We start from the raw sequence: 16,039 nt of genomic DNA, 5'->3' as shown, positions 1-16,039 counted from the left end.
CAGGGGGCGCCATGACCATCCACATCGAAATCGAAGAAGGCTTCGGTCGCGTCTGGCACCGCTTCATCACCCGCCACGCCAGCCCGGAGTTCGAGGAGGCCGCGGTCTCCCTCGACGAAGTACGCCGCAGCCTGCTGCTGCTGTTCCGCGGCACCGGCGGCGAAGCCGGGGTCGGCGTGGAGGCGGCCAGCGCCCGCGAGCTGCTGGTGCGCCGCAGCCTGCTGCAGCAGGTCGCCGGCACCTGCCAGCAATTGCCGGTGGCCTGGTTCGACGCCGACTCCCTGCGCCTGCCCGCGCAGCTGGCGGTATTCCCCGACGCCGAGCTGAACCGCGAGCTGTACCGCTGGCTGGCGCTGCTCGCCGCCCACAGCCAGCCGATGCGCCACTGGGCGCGGGACAACCAGGCCTGGACCCTGGCCGTGCTCGAACGCTATCCGCTGCTGCGCCCGCGCTACCACCGGCTGGTGGACGGGCTGCTCAGCCTGCGCCCCGATCCCGCCGCGCTGCCGCCCGCCGAGGCGGCGCTGGAGCGCGTGCTGCGCCAGGCCCTGCACGAGCCGGGCAGCGTCCAGCAGTTGCCGCGCAGCGAGAAGGCGCCCTGGCCGCTGCCGCTCTGGCTCTATCCGCCGCAACGCCTGTCCGCGCCGCAACACGCCGAACTGGTGGACGGCGAGGAGCAGGGCCGCTCCGCCCACAGCGAAGCCAAGGGCGTGGCGCGCAAGCGCGCCGAACGCACCGAGCAGGACCCCGGCCGCGGCGGCCTGCTGCTGTTCCGCCTGGAAAACCTGTTCAGTTGGTCCGAGCACGTCGAACTGGACCGCGCCGGCGACGACAGCGAAGACCTCGATGCCGCCCGCGTGGCCAACGATCTGGATCACCTCAGCCTGTCGCGGCAGCGGCAGAAGAAGGGCGGCGGACTGAAGTTCGACCTCGACCTGCCGGCCGCCGATTACGACGACATACCGCTGGGCGAGGGCATCCGCCTGCCCGAGTGGGACTACCGCCGCCAGCAGCTGCTGGCCGACCACGTCTGCGTGCAGCCGATGCTGCCGCGCGATGCCGTGCCGGCGCCACTGCCCGACGCCCTGGCGCCCGTCGCGCGGCGCCTGCGCCGGCAGTTCGAGAGCCTGCGCCTGCAGCCGCAGTGGATGCGCCGCCAGCCCCAGGGCGCGGAACTGGACCTGGAAGCCTGGCTGGATTTCAGCGTCGAACGGCGCCTGGGTTCCTGCAGCGAGCCGGGCCTGTTCATGGAACACCGGCAGACCCGCCGCGACCTGGCCTGCCTGCTGCTGGCCGACCTGTCGATGTCCACCGACGCGCACATCGACAACGACCACCGGGTCATCGACCTGATCAGCGACAGCCTGCTGCTGTTCGGCGAGGCCCTGCAGGCGGTGGGCGACCGCTTCGCCCTGTACGGCTTCTCCTCGCTGCGCCGCCACCAGGTGCGCCTGACCCAGCTGAAGACCTTCGACGAGCGCCACGACGACAACGTCCGCGGGCGCATCCGCGCACTGCGCCCGGGCTACTACACGCGCATGGGCGCGGCGATCCGCCAGGCCACGCAACTGCTGCTGGAGCGCAAGGAGCACCAGCGCCTGCTGCTGATCCTCACCGACGGCAAGCCCAACGACCTCGACCTCTACGAGGGCCGCTACGGCGTCGAGGACACCCGCGAGGCGGTGCTCGAAGCGCGCCGCGCCGGGCTGCTGCCGTTCTGCATCACCATCGACCGCGAGGCGGCGGCCTACCTGCCGCACCTGTTCGGCAGCCAGGGCTACCTGCTGCTGAACGACCCGGCGCAACTGCCGGTGCGCCTGCCGCAGCTGTACCGGCAACTCACCCGGCGCCAGGGTTGACGCCGGAATCCTGATCCCGCTCCTGCGGGTGTTTCAGGACAGATCGAGGGGGTAATGCGCAGGCCGCCCAGGTGCGCGACTCATCCTGCGAGGCTGAAGGGAGAGGAATTCTTGTAGGAGCGAGCTTGCTCGCGAACCGGAGCCTGCTGCGGGTCTGTTCGCGAGCAATGACGATGGCGTCCCCCTCGCTCCTACGAAAAGCAGTTCAGTGCGGGACTAGCGCGGCAGCCAGAACATCATCACCACGCAGAACACCAGCAGTGCCGCGCAGAACCAGCGGAAGCGCCGCAGCCGGCGCTGCCGCGCCAGCTCCTGGTCGGCGGGCAGCGGCATGCCGCATTGCGGGCAGTCGCTGTGCGCGTCGGGGCTCTGGTGCTGGCAGTACAGGCATTGGCGCATGGTTTACTCGAACTGTTCCAGGCGGGCGGTATCGAGCACCTGCACGGTGCGCCCGTCGAGGTCGATGATGTGCTCGTCGATCAGCCGCCGCAGCACGCGGGAGAAGGTCTCCGGCTGGATCGACAGGTGCCCGGCCACCAGTTGCTTGGCCATCGGCAGCTCGAAGCGCCGGTTATCGCCGCCCTGGTGGTTCAGCAGCGTCAGCAGGTAGCGCACCACGCGGTGGGTGGAGTTCTTCAGCGACAGCGTTTCGATCTCGTTGATCCGCCGGTGCAGGCGTACGCAGAGGGTGGCGAGCAGGGAGAAGGGCAACTGCGGGTTGCTGTGCAGCAGCTCCATGTAGGTGCGGTTGGTGAAGCGGTAGACCTGCGTGGGCTCCAGCGCCTGGGCCGAGGCCACGTAGTTGGGGGTGTCCATCAGCATCATGGCTTCGGCGAAGGTCTGCCGGCTGCCGACGACCTCCAGCACCTTCTCCTGGCCTTCCGGGGTCAGGCGGTAGATCTTCACCGCGCCGGAAATCACGAAATAGAAGGCATGCGCCGGCTCACCCTGGAGGAACAGCTTGTCGCCTTTCTCCAGGTTGAGCAGGGTACTGGTGGCCAGCAGCTGCTCCAGCTGTTCCTCGTTGAGCACGTTGAACAGGTGGTGGCCGCACAGAATCTGGTGGTGGACGCGATGCGCGAGCATGGCGGAGAACTCCTGGGCGGGGACAATCCTCCCAGTATGCGCGCCATCGCCCGGCAATGCGATGAGACATGCTGTCATTAGCGGGGCTCGCGTCGGTCAGGCCGCCTTGTTCGCCCCGATGAACAGCAGGTTGTTCTCCAGGTGGATGTGCTGCATCAGGTCGCGGCGCAGCTCCTCCAGCCCGGCGTAGAGTGCGCGCCAGCTGTTGCAGGCATTGCCCGGCGCGGTGATGTCGTCGGTCAGGTCGGCCAGCACCGCCAGCGATTGCGCGTGCTCGTCGTGCTCATGGCGCATCACGCCGATCGGCCCCTGCACGTGGGTCAGCGGGATGCCCTGGCGCAGCCAGGGAAACAGCACGCTTTCCTCCTTGCACATGTGCCATTCGAGCTCTTCCATCATCTTCTTCAGGTGCGCGGCCAGGCCGGCGGGGCACTGCGGGTGCGCGGCATGGGTGCGTTCCACCCGCTCGGCCAGCGGGATCAGCGCCGGCAGCTGCTGGCGATGCACCTGGTGGTAGCGCGCGAGGATGTGGTCGATCAGCTGGTCGTTGCTGGACTGCCGCCAGTCGTGCTCATCCGCCCCGGGGTTCAGCGTCCGGAGTGCCTCGGCGATGTGCTCGACGTCCAGCCCCAGCTCGGTGGCGGCGTCGCGCAGGCTGCGCTGGCCGCCGCAGCAGAAGTCCAGCTTGTAGTCGTGGAACAGGCTGATGCTGCCGGGCAGGCTGCAGGCCAGGTCGCTCAGGGTGCGTTCGGTGAGGTTTTCGTTCATGGCAGGCCTCGGGTGGCATGGGCACGGCGACTACCTTCGCCGTAGCGGTCGGGCCAGTCTATGGAGGCAGGGGCGCCGGGCACCTTGATTGCAGTCAAGCGCCTTCGTGGGCGAGTTCCTGCTCGTCGCCGCCGGCGATCCGCATCAGCTCCTGCGGGCTGCACACCAGCAGTTTCTGCCGGCCGCCGCGAACCAGGCCGCGTTCTTCCCAGGCGCTGAGGATGCGCGAGACGGTGTGCAGGGTGGTGCCGGTCATCTCGGCGATATCCTGGCGGGTTACCGGGAAATCGATGCGGATGCCGTCGACTTCCGGCGAGCCGGACTGCTGGATCAGACGCAGCACGGTATGCGCGACGCGCCGCTCGACTTCCTCGGTGGCCAGCTCGCAGAAGCGCACGTGGGCTTCCTGCAGGCGCACGCCGATGGCCTGCACGGTGTTCAGCGCGAAACCCGGATGGCGCGCCAGCATGGATTCCCACTGGCTGGTCGGCCAGGACAGCGCGAGGCTGTCCAGGGTGGCGGTAGCGGTGGCGGGGTAGTCCTGCCGGGCGAGGGCGCGGACGAAGCCGAACAGGTCGCCCGGATTGACCATGCGCACCAGCACGCGCTGGCCGTCGCCGGTCAGCTGGGTGGCTTTCAGGCGGCCATGGATCAGCAGGTAGAACGCGTCGGCCGGCGCGCCCTGCTCGAACACGGTGGTACCGCTGCGCAGGCGCAGCACGCTGGCCTGGCGCAGAAGAGCGTCCTGTTCCTCGCGGCTACTGTTGGCGAACGGTGGAAGGTTCGCCAGCCAGGCGCGGTTGAGGGAGAGATTGGCGGTCACGGCAATGATTCCCTGGGTCCCGCCGCAGCATAACCGTGATGACTGCTGGCGAAACTTGAGGGGGATCAAGGGATATCTCTGACCAGGCGGAATCCCAGGTTGTCCGGCGGCTGGCCGGCGGCGCAGCCGCCGCCGCGGGCGTCGCGGACGAAATCGTTGATCGCCGCGCGGTGTCGGCCTTCGGCGATGCGGATCGAGCAGGCCTCGATGCGGCTGAGCTGCGCGCCCTGGCCGTCGAGGTTGACCCGCTGGTGGCAGCTCCGGGTCCATTCCCAGACATTGCCGCCCAGGTCCGCTACGCCGAATTCGTTGACCCCGTGGCTGCCGCGGGGCTGCGCCTGCGCCGGTGCGCCGGTGCGCGTCTGCGCCTCGAAGCTGTAGCGCGCCAGCCAGCGCCGCGCCGGGTTGCTGCCGTCGTCGCCGTCGATGCGCAGGGCGTCGTCGGCCCAGCGCGAGCCGGCGAAGAAGGCCCATTCCTGGTCGGTCGGCAGGCGCCAGTCCTGGCCGGTGCGGCGCGACAGCCAGTCGGCGTAGAACTGCGCGTCCAGCAGGCTGGCGCCGGTGATCGGCAGGTCGTCGGCGGGCGTGTCGCCTTCGCCCAGGGACAGGCAGTCGCCGTCGGCCACGCAGCGGGCATATTCGGCCTGGCTGACCTGGTACTTCATCACCTCGAAGCGCGGCTGCAGGTGTTCGACCCGCGCCGGTGCGTCGATGGCGCGCTTGTCCTGCCAGTAGTCGCCGGCCGGGCGGAAGGTGAACTCCCGCGCTTTCAGGCGCACGGTTTCCGGCGCCAGCCGGGGGTCGTTGGTGGGGCTCAGGAGCAGGACGGCGGCGCCGAGCAGAAGCGCGCCGGGCAGGCCGATCAGGGTTGTCTTGCGCATGGGCTGCGGTGTCCGGAAAGTCGCCGGGGCATGGCCGGCCCTCGCGGGCCGGCCGGTGGTGTTACTTGATCGGCGTTGGCGGCTCGATCTGGCTCATCAGGTCGGAGTTCCACTGGCCCTCGACCTGGAAGTGCGCGGTGGCGCCCAGCAGCACGCCCTCGATCAGGTTGTGGTTGAGGTAGGCGTACAGGCCCGGCTGGAGGAAGGTGTAGAGCGCCGCGCCGGCCGCCCCGCCCGGGATGAACCAGGTTTCCAGATCCTCCTCCGGCGGGTTCTTGAACTTGCCGCTGGCCCAGACGTGGTCGCCGTGGCCGCCGATCAGGTGCGGGCGGGTGTCGCGGTTGGCCTGGGAGTGGATGATCAGCACGGTCTCGCCGACGTTGGCCTTGAGGGCGTTCTTGCCGGTCAGGGCGCCGACCTTGCCGTTGAACACGATGTGGCTGGGGATCAGCCCCTTCATGACGCCCTGCATGTCCATGAAGCCGTCCATCGGGCTTGCGTACTGCTTGAACTTGCCGTCCTTGTCACGCGGGACGTAGAAGTCCTGCTCGCCGATGTAGAACACCTTGTCGTACTTCAGCGGCTTGCCCGCGCGGTCCTTCAGGCCGTCGCGCGGCAGCACCATGAGCGCGCCGTTCATGCCCGACACCACGTGCCAGGGGATCATCGCCCCGCCCGGGGCGCAGTGGTAGACGAACACGCCGGGGCGGGTCGCCTTGAAGCGCAGCTTGACCTGCTCGCCGGGGCCGACGATGGTCAGCGCGCCGCCGCCCAGGGCGCCGGTGGCGGCGTGGAAGTCGATGTTGTGGGTCATGCTGTTGGTGGCCGGGTTGACCAGGGTGAGTTCGACGTAGTCGTCCTGGTGCACCACCATCAGCGGCCCGGGCACCGAGCCGTTGAAGGTCATGGCGTGGACCTTGGTGCCGTCGTCGTCGAGGACCAGGGTCTTCTCCTGGATGACCATGGTGAACTCCACCACCTTCGGCTTGCCCGTGGCGCGCAGCTCGTGGGCGTGGACGAAGGGCGGGGTCAGCAGTTCGACCTTGGTGCGCTCCAGCTTGGACAGGTCAGGCGCCGGTCCCATGTTCTTCGGTGCCGGTTCCGCGCTGGCCATAGCCTTGCCACTGCCGAGCATGGTGCCGGTGACGCCGAGAACCACCGCGCCAGCCAGCAGGGTGCGACGGGAAAGGGACATCTCTTCCTGATCATGCATGGGGTACTACTCCGAATTGGACAAAACTGTCGTTGGATACAGAAAACCCCGACGGACGTTCGTCTTCTTTGAGCCGGAACAAACAAGCCCCCAGCTGGACAACGTGTCGCAGGCCCTGATGTGCGCCAGCTCGCGTTTCCCCTCCGCTGGCGACGGAAGCGGGCAAGTCGGGGGAGGGCGAGGTAAGATTCCCCCCACTGATCCACCCCTCCCGCACCCGGCGTGCGGGCTCCAACGGACAAGGACCCTTCATGCGTCTGCACGGATTCACCCTGCTGGCCCTGACGATCGGCTGCCTCGGCGTGCAGGAAGCGCGCGCGAGCAGCGACGACGCCTGCTACCCGAGCTGGAACCTCAAGCGCGACTCGCTCGACGGCTGCAACAGCCTGCCGTTCCTGAGCCCGGGCAATGACAGCCGGGTCAACCTGCAACTGCTGCTGGCCGACGCCGGGCAGGCGGCGATTGCCGACCGGCCGCTGTCCGACGACGAGCAGCAGCTCGGTTACGCCAAGGTGCCGTTCCCGCTGGCGCGCCTGCTCGACGACGGACTCTCCGGCGACACCGAGGGGCCGGCCGGCGGCACCCAGGCCTCCGCGCCGCTGGCCGACCTGGTGGCGCGCATCGGCCTGCCGGCGGACAGCCTGGCGCAAGCTGCCGACAGCTTCGCCAGCGGCGAAGGCAGCCGCTGCCGCAGCAACAACGCCGGCACCGCCCAGGACTTCCTCGGCCAGCTGCTGGTCGCCGAGGGTGTGCCGGCCGAAGAGCGCAAGAGCCTGGCGCGCGGCCGCCTGAGCCTGCTCGGCGCCTGCCAGTGGGACGACACCCACCTCGCCGTGATGCTGCCCGCCGACCTGCAATCCGCGCCGGGCAAGGCATTCGCCACCTACCTCCGGGGCGCGGCGGAGTTCTACAGCGGCCGCTTCGGCGAGGCGCTCAAGGCCTTCCGCGCGCTGCAGAACAGCGACCAGCCCTGGCTGCAGGAAACCGCGCGCTACATGGTCGCCCGCAGCCAGCTCAACGAGGCCCAGCAGAACGCCTTCGACGACATGGGCTACCCCGACCTGCGCAAGGTCGACAAGAACGTCCTGAAGAGCGCCGAAGCGAGCCTGGGCGACTATCTCAAGCGTTATCCACAGGGCCGCTACGCCGCCTCGGCCCGGGGCCTGCAGCGCCGCCTCTACTGGCTGATGGGCGACGAGGGCCGCCTGGCCGGGGAGTACGCCGGACTCTTCGCCCGCCGCGACGCCGACGCCGACCTCGGCCCGTTGATCCAGGAAGTCGACAACAAGCTGCTGGTCACCGCCCACCCGGCGGACGTCCGCGACCCGCGCCTGCTGGCCGTGCTCGACCTGATCCAGATGCGCCACCACGAGCCGAACGAGCCGCGCGCCCTCGACAGCGCCGCCCTGGCCGCGCAGAAAGCGCTGTTCGCCGAGCAGCCGGCGCTGCACGACTACCTCACCGCGGCCTACCGCTTCTACGTGGAGGACCAGCCGGCCGAGGCGCTGAAGAGCCTGCCCGGGGACATCCCCGAGACGCTCGACTACCTCGCCTTCAGCCAGCAGACCCTGCGCGGCTTCGCCCTGGAGGCCGGCAACGACTGGCTGGGCGCCGAGAAGCTCTGGCTGCACCTGCTGCCGCGGGTCCGCCAGCCGCTGCAACGCGACCAGCTGGAACTGGCCCTGGCGTTCAACTACGAGCGCAGCGACCGGCTGGTGAAGGTCTTCGCCGAGAATTCACCGGTGCAGACGCCGATCATCCGCGAGACTCTCCTGCGCCACGTCGCCGGCCCCGAGCTGCTGCGCCAGCAGGCGCGCGCCGCCTCGGTCTCGGTCGAGGAGCGCGACACCGCGCTGTTCGCCCTGCTCTACAAGGACCTGCTGCACGGCCAGTACCAGGCCTTCATCGACGACCTCGCGCTGCTGCCCGCCGAGCCGGCCGGCAAGCCGCTGGGCGCCAGCATCGGCTACCTCTACGGCAGCCTGCCGCTGAGCCTGTTCCAGTGGCCGGGCGGCAAGAACGACAGCGGCTACGAGTGCCCGGCGATCGCCGACGTGGCCCGCGACCTGCTGCAGAACCCGCAGCCGCCGAAGGCGCTGAACTGCCTGGGCGAGTTCATCCTGCGCAACGGCCTGGACGGCTTCCCGCTGGACAACCCGCCGGGCGCGCGCGAGCTGGGCGGCAGCGAGTCGCTGTTCCCCGGCAGCGCCTATTCGCGCATGGACGGCTACCTCAAGGTCATCGCCGACCCGCAGGCGGTAGAGGACGACCGCGCCTATGCGCTGTTCCGCGCGATCAACTGCTACGCGCCCAGCGGCTTCAACGGCTGCGGCAGCCAGGACATCGCCCCGGCCCAGCGCAAGCAGTGGTTCCGCACCCTCAAGAGCCAGTACGCCGCCACGCCCTGGGCGAAGGCGCTGAAGTACTACTGGTAAGCCCGATGCTGCGCAGCGTCGCGGTCGGACTGGCGCTGCTGCTGGGCAGCGCCGCGGCCGGCGCGGGCGAGGTGGATGCCGCCGACCACGATGCCTTCTGGCTGTGGAGCGGCGTCGCCGCGCAGCCGGTGCTGGCCCGGGCGCGCACCCTCTACGTGCTGCAAGGCCAGGTCAGCGCGCCGCGCTACAAGGACGGCAACGCCCGGCTGATCGCCCAGGGCATCGCCATTCCGCGGCTGTCGAGGGGCGAGGTCTGGGTGGTCTACCGCGCCCATACCCTGCACTGGCACGAGGACATCTACCGCACCCTGCTGGCCCAGCTGCGCCGCTGGCGCGAGGCCGGCAATCCGGTGGTGGGCGTGCAGATCGACTTCGACGCGCGCACGCGCTACCTGGGCGAGTACGTCGACTTCCTCGAGGACCTGCGCAGGCGCCTGCCGGCGGACTGCCGGCTGAGCATCACCGGGCTGATGGACTGGGGCAGCAACGCCGCGCCGGAAACCCTCAACCGCCTGGCCGGTGTGGTGGACGAGGTGGTGGTGCAGACCTACCAGGGGCGCCGGACCATTCCCAACTACGCGGCGTACCTGCCGCGGGTGGCCCGGCTGCAGCTGCCGTTCCGCATCGGCCTGGCGCAGTACGGGGAGTGGCAGGCGCCGGACTATCTGGCGAAGAGCCCGTGGTTCAGGGGGTATGTGGTGTTTCTGCGGAATCCCTAGCCCATGCGGGCTGACAGGGACTGCTTCCGTAGGATGGCGTGGAGCGAAGCGATACCCATCGATCCGTGCGCAGGCAGCATGGGTATCGCTTAGGCTCCACCCATCCTACGTTCGTGTCGGATGGTTGCTCCGGCGTCAAGCACTCTGCCGTTGTTCCTGCGTGTGCTGGAACGCTGATCGCGGACAAGGTCCGCTCCTACAAGTGCCGCGCTACCGTGCTTTCCGTAGGAGCGGACCTCGTCCGCGATGCTTTCGGGTCAGCCGCCGCACCCGCCCTTGCCGCACCCGCTCCCGCAACCACCCGCCGCCGCCGGCTCCCGCGCATCGCGCGTGGTGCCGCCGTTCAGGTTGCGCATCAGCAGCGCGTACTGCAGGTCCAGCTCCCCGGGCACCGGGATGTAGACCACATGGCCGTCGCCGGGCGCGACGCCGATGGCTTCGCCGCGGTTGTTCTCCAGCGCGTGCAGGCGGAAGGTGCGGTTGCCGGCCGGGGTCATCAGCTCGACGCTGTCGCCCACCTCGAAGCGGTTCTTCACCCGCACCTCGGCTAGGCCGTGGCGGCGTTCGCCGGTGAACTCGCCGACGAACTGCTGGCGCTCGGAGAGGGAGTTGCCGTACTGGTAGTTCTGGTACTCGTCATGCACGTGGCGGCGCAGGAAGCCTTCGGTGTAGCCGCGGTGGGCGAGGGACTCCAGGGTGTCCATCAGGCCGAGGTCGAAGGGGCGGCCGGCGACGGCGTCGTCGATGGCCTTGCGGTACGTCTGCGCGGTGCGCGCGACGTAGTAGTGGGACTTGGTCCTGCCCTCGATCTTCAGCGAATGCACGCCCATCTGCGCCAGACGCTGCACATGCTGGATGGCGCGCAGGTCCTTGGAGTTCATGATGTAGGTGCCGTGCTCGTCCTCGAAGGCCTCCATCAGCTCGCCGGGGCGGTTGCCTTCCTCCAGCAGGAAGATGTCCCTGGTCGGCGCACCGATGCCCAGGGTCGGCTCGACGTTGCGCACCGCGTGGCCCAGTTCGTCCTCGTGGGCGGCGTGGGTCTGGTACTCCCAGCGGCAGGCGTTGGTGCAGGTGCCCTGGTTGGGGTCGCGGTGGTTGATGTAGCCCGACAGCAGGCAGCGGCCGGAGTAGGCCATGCACAGCGCGCCGTGGACGAAGACTTCCAGCTCCATGCCCGGCACCCGCTCGCGGATCTCGCCGATTTCCTCCAGCGACAGCTCGCGGGACAGGATCACCCGCTTGAGCCCCTGCTGGCGCCAGAACTCCACGCTGGCCCAGTTCACCGCGTTGGCCTGTACCGACAGGTGGATATCAACCTCGGGGAAATGCTGGCGAACCAGCATGATCAGGCCGGGATCGGACATGATCAGCGCATCCGGCCCGAGGGCGATCACCGATTCCACGTCGTGCAGGAAGGTCTTCAGCTTGGCGTTGTGCGGGGCGATGTTGACCACCACGTAGAGGCGCTTGCCCTGGGCGTGGGCCTCGTTGATGCCGATGGCGAGGTTGGCGTGGTCGAATTCGTTGTTGCGCACCCGCAGGCTGTAGCGCGGCTGGCCGGCGTAGACGGCGTCGGCGCCGTAGGCGAAGGCGTGGCGCAGGCTCTTCAGCGAGCCGGCGGGGCAGAGCAGTTCGGGGGAAAACGGAGTGTGGGACATGGTGGCGCGGCGGGTCGTGGGAAAAGGCTGCCAGTCTAGGAAATCCGCGGCCTGCGCGTGCTGAGCGAAGTCAACGGATCATGCGCCCGCACCCCGCGACGTCATGCCCCGGCGTGCTCTTCGTAGGATGGGTGGAGCGCATCCTGTGATATCCGGTGACGGCATCACTCCAGCCAGCGCCGTCCCTGCAATTCCAGCAAGGTCTGCGCCTGCTCCGGCCCGTTGCTGCCGGCGGGGTAGGGGCGCGGGCTCTGGTAGTGCTCGTGCCAGCCCTTGATGATCGGGTCGACCCAGCGCCAGGCGGCTGCCACTTCGTCGCGGCGCATGAACAGGGTCGAGTCGCCCTCGATCACGTCCAGCAGCAGGCGCTCGTAGGCGTCCCAGCGGCGCTTGTTGTGGCTGAAGGCCTGGGCCAGGTTGAGGTCCAGTTCCACCGGTTCCAGCTGCATGCCCTTGCCCGGCGCCTTGGCCATCAGCTGCACGCTGATGCGCTCTTCCGGCTGCAGCCTTATCCACAGGCGGTTGGCCGTGCTGGCGGCGCCGCCGATCAGGCCGTTGGGCACCGGCTTGAACTGGATGACGATCTCCGAGCACTTCTTCGCCATGCGCTTGCCGGTGCGCAGGTAGAACGGCACACCGGCCCAGCGCCAGTTCTCGATCTCGGCCTGTACGGCGACGAAGGTCTCCGTATCGCTGTCGTTGTCGACATTTTTCTCGAACCAGTAGGCCGGCACCTCCTGCCCGCCGATGTGCCCGGCGGTGTACTGGCCGCGCACGGTCTTGTCCTGCACGTCCTGCCCGGAAATCGGCTTGAGCGCCTGCAGGACCTTTACCTTCTCGTTGCGCACCGCCTCGGCGTCGAAGCGCACCGGCGCTTCCATCGCCACCAGGCAGAGCAACTGCAGCAGGTGGTTCTGCACCATGTCGCGCATGGCGCCGGCGTGGTCGTAGTAGGCGCCGCGGTTCTCCACGCCGAGGGTCTCGCTGACGGTGATCTGCACGTGATCGATGTGGCCGTTGCGCCACACCGGCTCGAACAGGGTGTTGGCGAAGCGCAGGGCCATCAGGTTCTGCACGGTTTCCTTGCCCAGGTAGTGGTCGATGCGGAACACCCGCGATTCGTCGAACACTTCGCCGATCGCCTGGTTGATCGCCAGCGCCGATTCCAGCGAATGGCCCAGCGGCTTCTCCAGCACGATGCGCGCCAGCGGCCCGGCCAGCCCGGCGACCTTCAGGTTCTGCGCGATCGGCGCGAACAGGCTCGGCGCGGTGGCCAGGTAATGCACCAGCACGCGGCCTTCGCTGCGCTTGAGCGCCTTGGCCAGGCGGCCGAAGTCGGCGCTTTGCGAGGCGTCCATCGCCAGGTACTCCAGGCGCTGGGCAAAGCTGCGCCAGGCCTCGGCGGAGAAGTCGTTGCGCGCCACCTGGGCGCGGCAGTTGCGTTCGGCCAGGGCGAGGTAGGCGGCAGTGTCGCGGTTGCCGCGGGCGAGGGCGAAGATCCGCGTGTCGGCCGGCAGGCGATTCTCCCGGTGCAGGTGGTAGAGCGCCGGCAGCAGCTTGTGCAGGGCGAGGTCGCCGCTGCCGCCGAACACCAGGATGTCGCAGGAACCGGGAAGACTAGGACTGGCGGGCGTATTCAAGACTTATTCCCTGGGCGTGGCGAGTCGATTTGTAGTATAATTACAACAAGACTACAGAATTCTCAGACAATCACCACCGAGCCTACCCCTGTGAACCTTTTGCAGCACATTGCCCAGTCGCGTCATCTGCTCCGCAAGTCGGAGCTCAAGGTTGCCGATCACGTGATGCAGGACCCTGCATCGGTCATGCACAGCTCCATGGCGGACCTCGCCCACGGCGTCGGCGTCAGCGAGCCGACCATCGTGCGCTTCTGCCGCGCCATCGGCTGCAGCGGTTTCCAGGACCTCAAGCTCAAGCTGGCGCAGAGCCTGGCCGCCGGCGCCAGCTTCGGCCAGTTCTCGATCAACGAGACCGACTCGGTGGCGGACTTCAGCCTGAAGATCTTCGACACCACCCTGCACTCGCTGATGGAGGTGCGCGAGCACCTCGACACCCACGCCCTGGAGCGCGCCATCGCGGCCATCGCCCATGCCCAGCGCGTGGAGTTCTACGGCTTCGGCGCCTCCGGCGCGGTGGCGGCGGACGCCCAGCACAAGTTCTTCCGCCTGCTGCTGTCGGCGGCGGCCTATTCCGACCCGCACATGCAGGCCATGTCGGCGGTGACCCTGAAGCCCTCGGACGTGGCCATCTGCATCTCCCAGTCGGGCCGCTCCAAGGACCTGCTGGTGACCGCCAACCTGGTGCGCGAGGCCGGCGCCACGCTGATCACCCTGTGCCCGAGCCAGACGCCGCTGGCGGACCTGGCCACGGTGAACCTGGCGGTGGATGTGCACGAAGACACCGACATCTACACTCCGTTGACTTCGCGTATCGCCCACCTGGTGGTGATCGACGTGCTGGCGATGGGCGTGGCCATGGCCCGCGGCCCGGACCTGGTCAACCACCTCAAGAGCGTGAAGCGCAGCCTGCGCAGCCTGCGCCTGTCGCCGAAAGTGGTGAAGAGCCACGAGGAGCGCCCGGAAGAGGCGTCCTGATCCGGCAGGCCGGCGATACGTGATTCCCTCGTACGGGCTGCTTCGGCAGCCCGTACGCTATCCCGTGCGGTGCTGTGCCTGACGGAGAACCTGTGATGGATCATGTGCAATTCTGGACGCTGATCGACGACGCCCGTGCCCGTGCCCGCGCCGCGTCGCCCGCCGATGTGGCGGCGCAGCTGGTGGAGCTGCTGGCCGGGCGTGATGAGCGCGACATCCTGCTGTGGGGGCAGATCTTCGGCGAGTACCAGCGGCTCTCGTACAAGAACCGGCTGTGGGCCGCCGCCTACGTGATCAACGGCGGCTGCAGCGACGACAGTTTCGACTACTTCCGCGCCTGGCTCACCGCCCAGGGCCGCTACGTCTTCCTCGATGCCCTGGCCGATCCCGAGAACCTCGCCGAGTTCGATGACATCGAGCCGTACGAGTCGTTCGACGAGGCCATGCTGGACGTCGGCTGCGCCGCGTATTTCAGGAAGCACGGCATGGCCCGGCGCGACTACGAGCGCTTCGATGCCGCCCTCGATGCCCATCCGCTGGACGCGCGGGTGAAGGCGGCGATGCTCGCCGAGATTCGCTACGCGGCGGATATCGATGCCGAATGGGACGAGGATGAACTCGACGCCCTGCTGCCCAGATTGAGCCAGAGGTTCGCCTGACGGGGTTCCTCAAAACGTCATCTTCCGTGGCCATTCTCGTGTCTCCAGCCCTTCGGCCTTGGGAGATGCGAGATGCCCCGCCATATCGACGATACCCAGCTCCAAGTGGACAGCAAGACCCGCCGCAAGCTTGAAGACCAGCGGCGCATGCAGTTCCGCCGCGCCATCGAAGACCGTATGGAGGCGCAACGCCTCGCCGTGGAAACCTCCGATTACCCCGATCTGATCGCCGTCGCCTACCTCACTTCTGCGCGGGCGGGCCGGCGAAGCGCTCGGCCAGCTGGCTGATCAGCGCCCGCTCTTCACGGATGAAGGCGACGAACGCCTGGGCCACCGGGCTCAGGCGCTTGCCGCGGGCGTGCACCAGGCACCAGCTGCGGTAGAGCGGCAGTTCCTCCACCGGCAGCTCGTGGAGCATGCCGGTGTGCAGTTCGCGGCTCACCGCATGGCGCGGCAGCAGCGCCAGCCCCAGCCCCGCCAGCACCCCTTCCCGCGAGCCCTCCAGCGAAGCGAACTCCAGCGTCTGCGGGAAGTGCGCGCGTTTCTGCTGGAAGTGTTCCTCGCAGGCCTTGCGCGTGCCCGAGCCGGGCTCGCGGATCAGCAGCGGGTAGGGCTCCAGGTCCTTCAGCGACAGCTTGGCGGCATTGCACAGCGGATGGCCCGGCGGCGCCACGGCGACGATCGGGTTGTTCAGGAAGGGCAGGAATTCCAGCGCCATGTCCTGCGGCACCAGGGACATGATCACCAGGTCGTCGCGGTTGTCGGAGAGGCGCTTGATCACCTGGGCGCGGTTGACCACCGTGAGGTTCAGGCTGACGTCCGGGTGCTGCGCCTGGAACGCGGCGAACAGGTGCGGGGTGATGTACTTGGCGCTGGACTCCACCGCCAGGCGCAGCTGGCCCTGCAGCGAACCCTTGAGGTCGGAGAGGTTCATGTCCAGCACTTCCAGGCGCTGGAAGATGTCGTTGGTGGCGCGCAGCAGCGCGTCGGCGGCGTCGGTCTGGTAGAGCTTCTTGCCGATGTACTCGAACAGCGGCTGGCCCACCAGCTCTTCCAGCTGGCGGATCTGCAGGCTGACCGCCGGCTGGGTCAGGGCCATTTCCTCCGCCGCGCGGCTGTAGGAACGGCTTTCGCACACCGCGCGGAAAACCTGCAGCTGGCGAAGGGTCATTCGCATCAATGACTTGCGCATCGAGGGCGGCTCCCTGGCGGTATTTTTCGGCAACTATAAGTCATTTTTTATGGCTACCCCAATAATTATTGATTTTGGTTAATCCTCCTTCCCGCGCTAGGGTAAAAAAACGCCGGAACCCGCTCCGGCCC

The 16,039-nt window shown here is 68.3% G+C and carries 15 protein-coding genes; 6 read left to right on the top strand and 9 right to left on the bottom strand.

Annotation, left to right across the window (positions count from 1 at the left end; all coding sequences use genetic code 11):
* The first annotated feature begins 11 nt into the window (after positions 1–11).
* Entirely contained in the window at positions 12–1,859 is a 1,848-nt protein-coding gene (locus AC3B6A_RS27135; protein WP_488400181.1) for a nitric oxide reductase activation protein NorD, read from the top strand.
* A 216-nt stretch (positions 1,860–2,075) separates the two neighbouring features.
* On the opposite strand, the gene AC3B6A_RS27130 is transcribed toward AC3B6A_RS27135, so the two are convergent.
* The 6 genes from AC3B6A_RS27130 to nirK form a co-directional block, all read right to left on the bottom strand.
* Positions 2,076–2,258 carry a protein DnrP gene (locus AC3B6A_RS27130; RefSeq protein ID WP_488400180.1) on the bottom strand — a complete coding sequence of 61 codons (183 nt, stop codon included), beginning with the start codon at positions 2,256–2,258 and terminating at the stop codon, positions 2,076–2,078.
* Positions 2,259–2,261: 3 nt separating this feature from the next.
* Positions 2,262–2,945: a Crp/Fnr family transcriptional regulator gene (locus AC3B6A_RS27125; RefSeq protein WP_488400179.1), complete on the bottom strand. Its 684-nt coding sequence runs from the start codon at positions 2,943–2,945 to the stop codon at positions 2,262–2,264.
* A gap of 96 nt (positions 2,946–3,041) precedes the next feature.
* Positions 3,042–3,713: an iron-sulfur cluster repair protein YtfE gene (gene ytfE / locus AC3B6A_RS27120; protein ID WP_488400178.1), complete on the bottom strand. Its 672-nt coding sequence runs from the start codon at positions 3,711–3,713 to the stop codon at positions 3,042–3,044.
* A gap of 94 nt (positions 3,714–3,807) precedes the next feature.
* Positions 3,808–4,536 (bottom strand): Crp/Fnr family transcriptional regulator, encoded by a 729-nt coding sequence (locus AC3B6A_RS27115; protein ID WP_488400176.1) that lies wholly within the window; start codon positions 4,534–4,536, stop codon positions 3,808–3,810.
* Between the two features lie 65 nt (positions 4,537–4,601).
* Positions 4,602–5,417 (bottom strand): SUMF1/EgtB/PvdO family nonheme iron enzyme, encoded by an 816-nt coding sequence (locus AC3B6A_RS27110; RefSeq protein ID WP_488400175.1) that lies wholly within the window; start codon positions 5,415–5,417, stop codon positions 4,602–4,604.
* A 61-nt stretch (positions 5,418–5,478) separates the two neighbouring features.
* Positions 5,479–6,531 (bottom strand): copper-containing nitrite reductase, encoded by a 1,053-nt coding sequence (gene nirK, locus AC3B6A_RS27105; protein WP_488403731.1) that lies wholly within the window; start codon positions 6,529–6,531, stop codon positions 5,479–5,481.
* A gap of 350 nt (positions 6,532–6,881) precedes the next feature.
* On the opposite strand from nirK, the gene AC3B6A_RS27100 reads away from it, so the two are divergent.
* Positions 6,882–9,065: a PA5441 family protein gene (locus AC3B6A_RS27100; RefSeq protein ID WP_488400174.1), complete on the top strand. Its 2,184-nt coding sequence runs from the start codon at positions 6,882–6,884 to the stop codon at positions 9,063–9,065.
* A gap of 5 nt (positions 9,066–9,070) precedes the next feature.
* Positions 9,071–9,784, top strand: coding sequence for a DUF3142 domain-containing protein (locus AC3B6A_RS27095; protein ID WP_488400173.1), 714 nt, complete (start codon positions 9,071–9,073; stop codon positions 9,782–9,784).
* A gap of 257 nt (positions 9,785–10,041) precedes the next feature.
* Here the strand turns inward: AC3B6A_RS27095 and trhP are convergent, their stop codons facing one another.
* Positions 10,042–11,442, bottom strand: coding sequence for a prephenate-dependent tRNA uridine(34) hydroxylase TrhP (trhP, locus tag AC3B6A_RS27090; protein ID WP_488400172.1), 1,401 nt, complete (start codon positions 11,440–11,442; stop codon positions 10,042–10,044).
* A gap of 164 nt (positions 11,443–11,606) precedes the next feature.
* Complete coding sequence (gene zwf / locus AC3B6A_RS27085) at positions 11,607–13,082, bottom strand: glucose-6-phosphate dehydrogenase (protein WP_488400171.1); 1,476 nt, start codon at positions 13,080–13,082, stop codon at positions 11,607–11,609.
* 90 nt (positions 13,083–13,172) lie between these two features.
* On the opposite strand from zwf, the gene hexR reads away from it, so the two are divergent.
* The 3 genes from hexR to AC3B6A_RS27070 all read left to right on the top strand — a co-directional run bounded on the left by hexR (position 13,173) and on the right by AC3B6A_RS27070 (position 15,004).
* Positions 13,173–14,057: a transcriptional regulator HexR gene (hexR, locus tag AC3B6A_RS27080; RefSeq protein ID WP_152227592.1), complete on the top strand. Its 885-nt coding sequence runs from the start codon at positions 13,173–13,175 to the stop codon at positions 14,055–14,057.
* Positions 14,058–14,152: 95 nt separating this feature from the next.
* Positions 14,153–14,716, top strand: a complete 564-nt coding sequence (locus AC3B6A_RS27075) for a DUF4240 domain-containing protein (RefSeq protein WP_488400170.1) — start codon at positions 14,153–14,155, stop codon at positions 14,714–14,716.
* 72 nt (positions 14,717–14,788) lie between these two features.
* Positions 14,789–15,004 carry a PA3496 family putative envelope integrity protein gene (locus AC3B6A_RS27070; RefSeq protein ID WP_488400169.1) on the top strand — a complete coding sequence of 72 codons (216 nt, stop codon included), beginning with the start codon at positions 14,789–14,791 and terminating at the stop codon, positions 15,002–15,004.
* On the opposite strand, the gene AC3B6A_RS27065 is transcribed toward AC3B6A_RS27070, so the two are convergent.
* Positions 14,958–15,893 (bottom strand): LysR family transcriptional regulator, encoded by a 936-nt coding sequence (locus AC3B6A_RS27065; RefSeq protein WP_488403730.1) that lies wholly within the window; start codon positions 15,891–15,893, stop codon positions 14,958–14,960. The genes AC3B6A_RS27070 and AC3B6A_RS27065 overlap by 47 nt on opposite strands.
* Positions 15,894–16,039 lie beyond the last annotated feature (146 nt).

It is taken from the genome of Pseudomonas sp. B12(2026) (assembly GCF_057767015.1).
Note: the sequence above shows the minus strand (reverse complement) of the source record. Positions and strands in the feature narration are given on the sequence as shown.

Bases quoted from the DNA above. Each gene is read 5' to 3' on its own strand.
- AC3B6A_RS27065 (WP_488403730.1), bottom strand. From the start codon at position 15,893: ATGCGAATGACCCTTCGCCAGCTGCAGGTTTTCCGCGCGGTGTGCGAA.
- AC3B6A_RS27135 (WP_488400181.1), top strand. From the start codon at position 12: ATGACCATCCACATCGAAATCGAAGAAGGCTTCGGTCGCGTCTGGCAC.
- AC3B6A_RS27125 (WP_488400179.1), bottom strand. From the start codon at position 2,945: ATGCTCGCGCATCGCGTCCACCACCAGATTCTGTGCGGCCACCACCTG.
- AC3B6A_RS27110 (WP_488400175.1), bottom strand. From the start codon at position 5,417: ATGCGCAAGACAACCCTGATCGGCCTGCCCGGCGCGCTTCTGCTCGGC.
- AC3B6A_RS27095 (WP_488400173.1), top strand. From the start codon at position 9,071: ATGCTGCGCAGCGTCGCGGTCGGACTGGCGCTGCTGCTGGGCAGCGCC.
- AC3B6A_RS27100 (WP_488400174.1), top strand. From the start codon at position 6,882: ATGCGTCTGCACGGATTCACCCTGCTGGCCCTGACGATCGGCTGCCTC.
- AC3B6A_RS27075 (WP_488400170.1), top strand. From the start codon at position 14,153: ATGGATCATGTGCAATTCTGGACGCTGATCGACGACGCCCGTGCCCGT.
- AC3B6A_RS27130 (WP_488400180.1), bottom strand. From the start codon at position 2,258: ATGCGCCAATGCCTGTACTGCCAGCACCAGAGCCCCGACGCGCACAGC.
- trhP (WP_488400172.1), bottom strand. From the start codon at position 11,442: ATGTCCCACACTCCGTTTTCCCCCGAACTGCTCTGCCCCGCCGGCTCG.
- ytfE (WP_488400178.1), bottom strand. From the start codon at position 3,713: ATGAACGAAAACCTCACCGAACGCACCCTGAGCGACCTGGCCTGCAGC.
- nirK (WP_488403731.1), bottom strand. From the start codon at position 6,531: ATGGCCAGCGCGGAACCGGCACCGAAGAACATGGGACCGGCGCCTGAC.
- AC3B6A_RS27070 (WP_488400169.1), top strand. From the start codon at position 14,789: ATGCCCCGCCATATCGACGATACCCAGCTCCAAGTGGACAGCAAGACC.